The sequence below is a fragment of the Saccharopolyspora aridisoli genome, from assembly GCF_004348445.1.
GTDB lineage: Bacteria > Actinomycetota > Actinomycetes > Mycobacteriales > Pseudonocardiaceae > Saccharopolyspora > Saccharopolyspora aridisoli.
This window is the reverse complement of sequence record NZ_SMKV01000050.1, coordinates 25,236-32,500: the sequence shown is the minus strand read 5'-3', so window position 1 is coordinate 32,500 and position 7,265 is coordinate 25,236. Positions and strand designations below refer to the sequence as shown.

At 69.7% G+C, this 7,265-nt stretch carries 5 protein-coding genes; 1 reads left to right on the top strand and 4 read right to left on the bottom strand.

From position 1 onward, the window contains the following. Positions 1–251: 251 nt before the first annotated feature. Positions 252–1,517: an SLC13 family permease gene (locus tag E1161_RS25065; protein WP_132627198.1), complete on the bottom strand. Its 1,266-nt coding sequence runs from the start codon at positions 1,515–1,517 to the stop codon at positions 252–254. Positions 1,518–1,519: 2 nt separating this feature from the next. After that, positions 1,520–2,710, bottom strand: coding sequence for a pyridoxal-phosphate-dependent aminotransferase family protein (locus tag E1161_RS25060; protein ID WP_132627197.1), 1,191 nt, complete (start codon positions 2,708–2,710; stop codon positions 1,520–1,522). Between the two features lie 169 nt (positions 2,711–2,879). Between E1161_RS25060 and E1161_RS25055 the strand changes: the two genes are divergently transcribed. Next, positions 2,880–5,762, top strand: a complete 2,883-nt coding sequence (locus E1161_RS25055) for an FAD-binding and (Fe-S)-binding domain-containing protein (protein ID WP_235875291.1) — start codon at positions 2,880–2,882, stop codon at positions 5,760–5,762. Positions 5,763–5,827: 65 nt separating this feature from the next. Here E1161_RS25055 and E1161_RS25050 read toward each other — a convergent pair whose 3' ends face one another. Both E1161_RS25050 and E1161_RS25045 read right to left on the bottom strand, forming a co-directional pair. Further along, positions 5,828–6,766, bottom strand: a complete 939-nt coding sequence (locus tag E1161_RS25050) for an NAD-dependent epimerase/dehydratase family protein (protein WP_132627196.1) — start codon at positions 6,764–6,766, stop codon at positions 5,828–5,830. A gap of 165 nt (positions 6,767–6,931) precedes the next feature. Continuing rightward, positions 6,932–7,135 carry a cold-shock protein gene (locus E1161_RS25045; protein ID WP_132627195.1) on the bottom strand — a complete coding sequence of 68 codons (204 nt, stop codon included), beginning with the start codon at positions 7,133–7,135 and terminating at the stop codon, positions 6,932–6,934. Positions 7,136–7,265 lie beyond the last annotated feature (130 nt).

The following is a 7,265-nucleotide window of genomic DNA, read 5'->3' as shown; positions in this document are numbered from 1 at the left end:
TCCTCCCCCACGTCCGATCCACCCCGCGACACCCCCGAGTGCGGCCGTTCCCATGCCTTGGAACACCGCCGTTTTCGATCGCGGCCGTGTTCCGGGTGGTGGACGCGGATTGCTCCCGCAATCGGGAACCTGATCACGGGACCAATCCGTGGCGCCCCACCGCCGGGACGGGGTTTCCGGTGGTGTGTGTCGTCCGTTGGCGGACCGGGTGGGCAGTCGATGCCGGGGGCGCCTGTTGGTGTCTGGGGTGGTCAGTCGATGCCTGGGGCGATCATGGTGAGCCAGACGACGATCGGGGCTAGGACGACCATGGCTCCGCCGTAGAGGGCGAGGCCCTTGAACACCGAGTCGCGCTCGGGCTCGCGGGAGTTGGCGAGCATGATGGCGCCGCTGGTGGAGAACGGGCTGATGTCGACCACCGTGGAAGCGATCGCCAGTCCGGCGACCATCCCCGCGATCCCGACCTCACCTGCGGCCATGAGCGGCACCGCCAGCGGGATCAGCGCGCCGAGCAGGCCGGTGGACGAAGCGAACGCCGACACGACCGCGCCGATGAGGCACAGCAGGAACGCCGACAGCAGCGGGACACCGATGCCGCTGACCGCTTGGCTGACGTAGTCGACCGTGCCCAGTTCCTGCAGAACGCTGACGTAGGTGAGCACACCGCAGATCAGCAGCACGGTGGGCCAGGTGACGTTCTTGACCGCGTCGCGGTGCGCCTGCGGGGAGATTATCCCGAGCACGACCGCGACGGTGATCGCCACCAGCCCGATGTCCAGCTCCAGGAACAGGGTCAGCACGACCATGGTCACGATGCCCAGCAGGGTCAACGCCTTGTCCCAGCTCATCTCGACCCGCGCCAGCAACGTGCCGTCATGCGCCGCGCCCGGCGCGTCGGCCGGCACCGGGACTTCGGCGGTCTTGCGGCCGCCGAGCAGCACGGAGGCGACCGCGGCGAAGACGAGGTTGAGCGCGGAGCTGGCGAAGAAGAGGAACAGTGGGCTTCCCCGCAGCCCGCTGTCGTCGACGACGCCGTTGACGATGACACCGAACACCGAGATCGGCGAGAAACCGCCGACCATCGTGCCGTGCACGACCATCACCGACATCAGCAGAGGGCTGATGCCGTGCTTCGCCGCCAGTCCCATCGCGACCGGGGCGATGATCGCGACCGCCGCGGGCGGCACCGCGCCGATGGCGGTCAGCAGCGCCGAGACCGCGAGCATCACCCAGGGCACCAGTGCCAGCCTCCCGCGCACCAGCTGCACCGACCGGTAGACCAGCCAGTCGATGGTGCCGTTGGCGCGGGCGATGGCGAAGAGGTACGTGACGCCGACGAGCACCATGAAGATCTCGCCGGGGAACCCGGCCAGGATGTCGTCGGAGCTCATCCCGCCGGCGAGGGTGCCGACCAGGAACGCTGCGGCGAAGGCGAGCGCGCCCATGTTGACCGAGAAGACGCCGGTGATGACGAAGATGGCCACCAGCGCCGGGATCGAGATCAGTTCGGGCGACATCCTCAGTCCCCCGATCTGCCGGTCAGCTCGGCGATCGCGGCGGTGACCCCACCCGGCTCGTGCGGCACACCGGCCAGTCTGAGCCCGGCTTCGACGACGCCGAGGGTTCCGAGCAGTGTGGCGTCGTTGAAGGCGCCGAGGTGCCCGATCCGGAAGACCTTCTTGGCCACTTTGGACAGTCCCGCGCCGAGCGAGGTGTCGAAGTGCTCCAGGATGACCTCGCGGAGGTGGTCGGCATCGTGGTCCGGCGGCGTCAGCACGGCGGTCAGCGCGCTGCTGTAGTCGGTGCCGGGCGTGGTCGCGGGATCGCGGCAGAGGACTTCCAGGCCCCAGGCGCGCACGGCCGCGCGGGTGGCCGCGGCGTGCCGGTCATGACGCGCGTAGACCTCGTCGAGCCCTTCTTCGAGCAGCATCGACAGGGCTTCGCGCAGGCCGAAGAGCAGGTTGGTGGGCGGGGTGTAGCGGAAGTGGCCCTGCTTGCCCGCGTCGAGCAGCGGCTGCCAGTCCCAGTAGGACTTGGTGAGCTTCGCCGACTGCGCGGCCAGCAGCGCCTTGGCGCTGATGACGTTGAGGCCGATGCCCGGCGGCAGCATCAGGCCCTTCTGCGAGCAGCTGATGGTGACGTCCACGCCCCACTCGTCGTGCCGGTAGTCCACCGACCCCAGCGAGGAGATCGTGTCGACCAGCAGCAGCGCGGGGTGGTCGGCCGCGTCGATGGCCGCGCGCACCGCCGCGATGTCGCTGACCACGCCGGTGGAGGTCTCGTTGTGCACCACGGCCACGGCCTTGATCCGGTGCCTGGAGTCGGCGCGCAGCCGCTGCTCGATGACGCCCGGGTCGGCGCCGCTGCGCCAGTCCCCCGGTATCGTCTCGGGCCGCAGGCCGAGCGTGGCGGCCAGTTCGGACCACTGATCGGAGAAGTGCCCCGTCTCGCACATCAGGACCGCGTCGCCGGGGGCGAGCGTGTTGACCAGGGCGGCCTCCCACGCCCCGGTCCCCGAGGACGGGTAGATCACCACGTCGGCGGAAGTGCGTGCCACGGCGCGGAGTTTGTCGAAGACCTCCAGGGCGAGGTCGACGAAGTCGGGGCCCCGGTGGTCGATGGTGGGATTGGCGATCGCGTGCAGCACCCGGTCGGGAACGTTGGTCGGACCGGGGATCTGCAAGAAGTGACGACTGCTGGCAACGGACATTCGTTCCTCCACGGTGAGGACGCTCTTCCGGCATGTGAAATCTCAGTCTCAGTGGGTTGAATTCTGTAGACAGCCAGCCGATCATGTCAAGTGGCTCACTTCTCCCTTGACAACGGTTCTAGCTGGTCACGGCCGCGAAATCGGCCGGAAATCGCTGGAAGGAAACCCAGTGCGCAACGTCGCCACCGCAGGGATCGCCACCGAACTCGCCCAGAACCTCGACGGCAACGTCCGCTTCGACGACTACACCCGCCACCTCTACTCCACCGACGCCAGCATGTACCGGGTGCGGCCCGTCGGCGTGGTCTTCCCTCGTCATGCCGAAGACGTCGCCACCACCGTCCGGTTGTGCCGGGAGGCCGGTGTTGCCGTGCTGCCGCGCGGTGCGGGGACCAGCCACTGCGGGCAGACCGTCGGGGACGCGGTGGTGCTGGACTTCTCCAAGCACATGAACCGGATACTGGAGCTCGACCCGGAACGCGGGCTCGCGCGGGTGCAGCCCGGAGTGGTGCAGGACGAGCTCAACCTCGCCGCGGGAGCGCACGGGCTGTTCTTCGCCCCGGACACCTCCACCAGCAACCGCGCCACGCTCGGCGGCATGATCGGCAACAACTCCTGCGGTTCCCGCTCGGCCCGCTACGGCATGACCATCGACCACGTCGAAGGCCTGGAAGTCGTGCTCTCCGACGGCACCCCGGTGTCGCTCGGCGAGGTGTCGGCCGCCGAGCTCGCAGCGAAGTCCACTTCGGACACACTGGAGGGCCGGATCCACCGGCGACTGCCGGAGATCATCGATTCCGCGCGGCCGGGGCTGGCCGAGCAGACCCAGCAGTTCTGGCGGCGGGCGGGCGGCTACCGGCTGGACCGGCTGGCCGAGGGACCGTTCGACCTGGCGAAGTTCGTCGTCGGTGCCGAGGGAACGCTGGTCACCGTCACCGAAGCACTGGTGCGGCTCACCCCGAAGCCGAAGGCGACCGTGATGGTCGTCGGGCACTTCGACTCCACCGCCGCGTGCATCGCGGGCACCGACGCGGCGATGCGCACCGGTGCCGCCGGTATCGAGATGGTGGACGACTTCATCCTCGACCTCGCCCGCCGGTCGCCGGAGCACGAGCACCTCTTCTGCGCGCTGGAAGGAGATCCGCGCGCGCTGATGTTCGCCGAGTACTACGGCGACACCGTCGAGGAGGCCCGCGCCGGAGCCGAAGGACTCGTGGCCGCGTGGCGAACCGAAGGGCACGGCTACGCGACCCGACTGGCCGCCACCGGTGCCGAGCTCGCGCCGCTGCGCGCCCTGCGCAAGTCCGGGCTCGGGCTGCTGATGGCCGCGGGCGACTCCACCGAGCGGTCGGTGGCCTTCGTCGAGGACACCGCCGTGCCACCGGAACACCTGGCGGAGTACACGACCCGGTTCGCCGAGATCCTCGACGACCACGGGCTGCGGGCAGGGTTCTACGGGCACGCCTCCGCCGGTTGCCTGCACGTGCGGCCGTTCATGGACCTCACCCGCCCCGACCAGGTCGCCACCATGCGCAAGGTCGCCGAGGAGGTCTGCGATCTCGCGCTGTCCTACGGCGGGGTGAACTCCAGCGAGCACGGCGACGGGTACGCGCGCAGCGAGTTCAACCGGAAGATCTTCGGCGACACCACCTACGAGGCGATGCGCGAGGTCAAGGCGCTGTTCGACCCGGACGGGATCATGAACCCCGGCAAGATCGTCGACGCTCCGCCGATGACCGACAACCTGCGCGAGCCGACGATCCCGGTGGCAGCTCCGCTGGACACGCACTTCGACTTCACCCGCTACGGCGGGATGCGCGGGGAGGCCGAGCGCTGCCAGCGCATCGGCGCCTGCCGCAAGCCCAGCACCTCGGGCGGGGTGATGTGCCCGTCGTTCATGGCCACCCGCGATGAGGAGCACTCCACGCGGGGCCGGGCGAACGCCCTCGTGCTCGCGCTCTCCGAGCCCGACCCGAAGGCGGCGCTGGGCGGGGACCGCCTCAACGAGGTGCTCGACCTGTGCCTGGAGTGCAAGGCCTGCCAGCACGAATGCCCGATGTCGGTGGACATGGCCACGCTCAAGAGCGAAGCCCTGGCCCAGCACCACGCGCAGCACGGGACCGACCTGCGGACCCGGATCTTCGGCGCCACCCGGCGGCTCTACCGGCTCGGCGCGATGGCCGCGCCGCTGACCAACGCGCTCGCCCGCCCGAAGCCGGTGCGGGCCCTGCTGCAGAAGATCGCCGGGATCGACAGCAGGCGCCCGCTGCCCGGTTTCCGCCGGGACGACCTGCTGCGCTGGAACCGGACCCGCCCCGCAACGCCGACCGCGCCGGGAGTCGAGCCGGGCGAGCGCGGGGACGTGGTGTTCCTGGCCGACTCGTTCACCAGCCACACCGAACCGGCCATCGGCCGGGCGGCGATCCGCCTGCTCGAACACGCGGGGTGGCGGGTGCGAGTCGAATCGGAGGTGTGCTGCGCGCGCCCGCAGATCTCCAAAGGCCTTCTCCCCCAAGCGGAGAAGGTGGCCGGGAAGCTGGTCGCCAAGCTCGCACCGGAGGCAGGGAGGGGCGTGCGGATCGTGGGGTGCGAGCCGTCGTGCGTGTCCACGCTGTGCGACGAGCACCCCAAGCTGCTGGGTGATTCGCGGGTTGCCGGCAGCGCGAGCCTGGTCGAGGACCTGCTCCTGGAGGCCTTGGACGACGGCACCCTCACACCGTCGCCAGGCCCCGAGAAGGTCCTGTTCCACGGCCACTGCCACCAGAAGGCGGTGCTGGGCACGACCTCGTCGGCCCGCCTGCTGGGGCATCTCTCCGAAGTCGAGGTGCTCGACGCGGGCTGCTGCGGCATGGCCGGTTCGTTCGGTTTCGAGACCGAGCACTACGAGTTGTCGATGCGCATCGGCGGGCAGCGGCTCTTCCCCGCCATCGAGGGATCAGCCGATGCGGCGGTGGCCGCCACCGGGGTCTCCTGCCGCCAGCAGGTCGCCCACGGAACAGGCCGTCAGGCCAAGCACCCGGTCGAACTCCTCCACGACGCCGTCTTCGGGTGACACCACCGAGGCCGGTCGGTGTCCTTCGTCCCGGGCAGTTCTGATCAGCACTGCCCGTCAACCGATCAGCCGGGCCAGAGGCCGAAGAGGGACGCGAAGCCCTCCCGCCAGCTCGGCCAGGTGGGCTTCCAGCCCAGGGTCTCGCGGAGCCGGAAGTTGCTCGCCCCGCGCTGCTCGGTGAGCTGGTGCACGGTCAGCCAGTCCAGCTGGGACTTCGCCTGCTCCATGGTCAGCGCGACCGGGGCGGGCGCACCGGCCATCCTGGCGTAGGCGGGCAGCCACTCGCTGGACTCCGCCGGCTCGTTGTCGACCACGTTGTAGGCACCCGGATCGCCACCTTCGAGCAGCTCCAGGAGCACTCCCGCGGCGTCGTCCACGTGGGTGAAGGAGGTGAGCCCGACCCCGTCGCCGACCAACGGCAGCTCGCTGCCGACCACGCGGGCGTGCACGTCACCACCGGGCGCGTAGTGGGTGTCCGGCCCGTACAACGAGCCGTAGCGCAGCGACACGCCCTCGATACCGGAGCGGCTGAGCAGGTCCTCCTCCACGGAGGCCAGTGCACGCACCAAGTCGCCCCAGCGGCCCGGTGCATCCACCCACAGCGGTGAGTCCTCCTCGAGGACGTCGTGGCCGTGCGGGCGGTATGCGGCCGTCATGCCCTGGGCTATGAACCGGCGCGCACCCGCCGCCACGGCGGCGTCCATCAGGTTCTTGGTGCCTCGCTCGCGGAGTTTCGCCATGCGCTGCAGGGCTTCCTGCGGGTCGGCGGCACCGAAGGCGGAGCTCTGGTCGACCACGACGTCGGGGGCAGTGCGGCGCAGCTGTATGCGCAGCGCATCGAGATCCAGGAGATCGACGGCCGTGATCTCGTCGACGGACAGCTCTTCCAACCGGTCGGCTTTGCGCGCCAGCGCCGTCACGTGGTGACCGCGCTCCCGCAGCAGCGGCAGCAGCGTCCTCCCGACCACACCTGTCGCACCGGCGACAACCACACGCAGGGGCATTCCCCGGAACCTCGCATCTGGTCAAACGTCAGCGAGCCCTGAGGCTACCCCGGAACACGTTGCCCCAACGGGTGAAACTCGTCGGTGATCGGCGAAAGGATGATCATCTGCGACGGGCTGCGGGCCGACGGTCACGACCCGCCGCCCGTCCAGACGGAGGAGGTGTCACACCGTGCGGATGCCGGCCGCCTGCGGACCCTTCTGGCCCTGGGCGATCTCGAATTCCACGCGCTGGTTCTCCTCCAGCGTGCGGAAGCCCGTGGCATCGATGGCGGAGTAGTGGGCGAAGACGTCAGCGCCACCGCCGTCGGGGGTGATGAACCCGTAGCCCTTCTCGGCGTTGAACCACTTGACCGTACCGCTTGCCATTCCTTGTTCTCCCGTTTCTGCTGACCAGGGTCAACACTGCGCCGACCCCTGGTTGCCAGAGCTGATCACCGGCAGCCCGCGGAGCGACCACGGCACAAAAAAAGCGCCTGCGTTCTGGCAGGCACTCTTT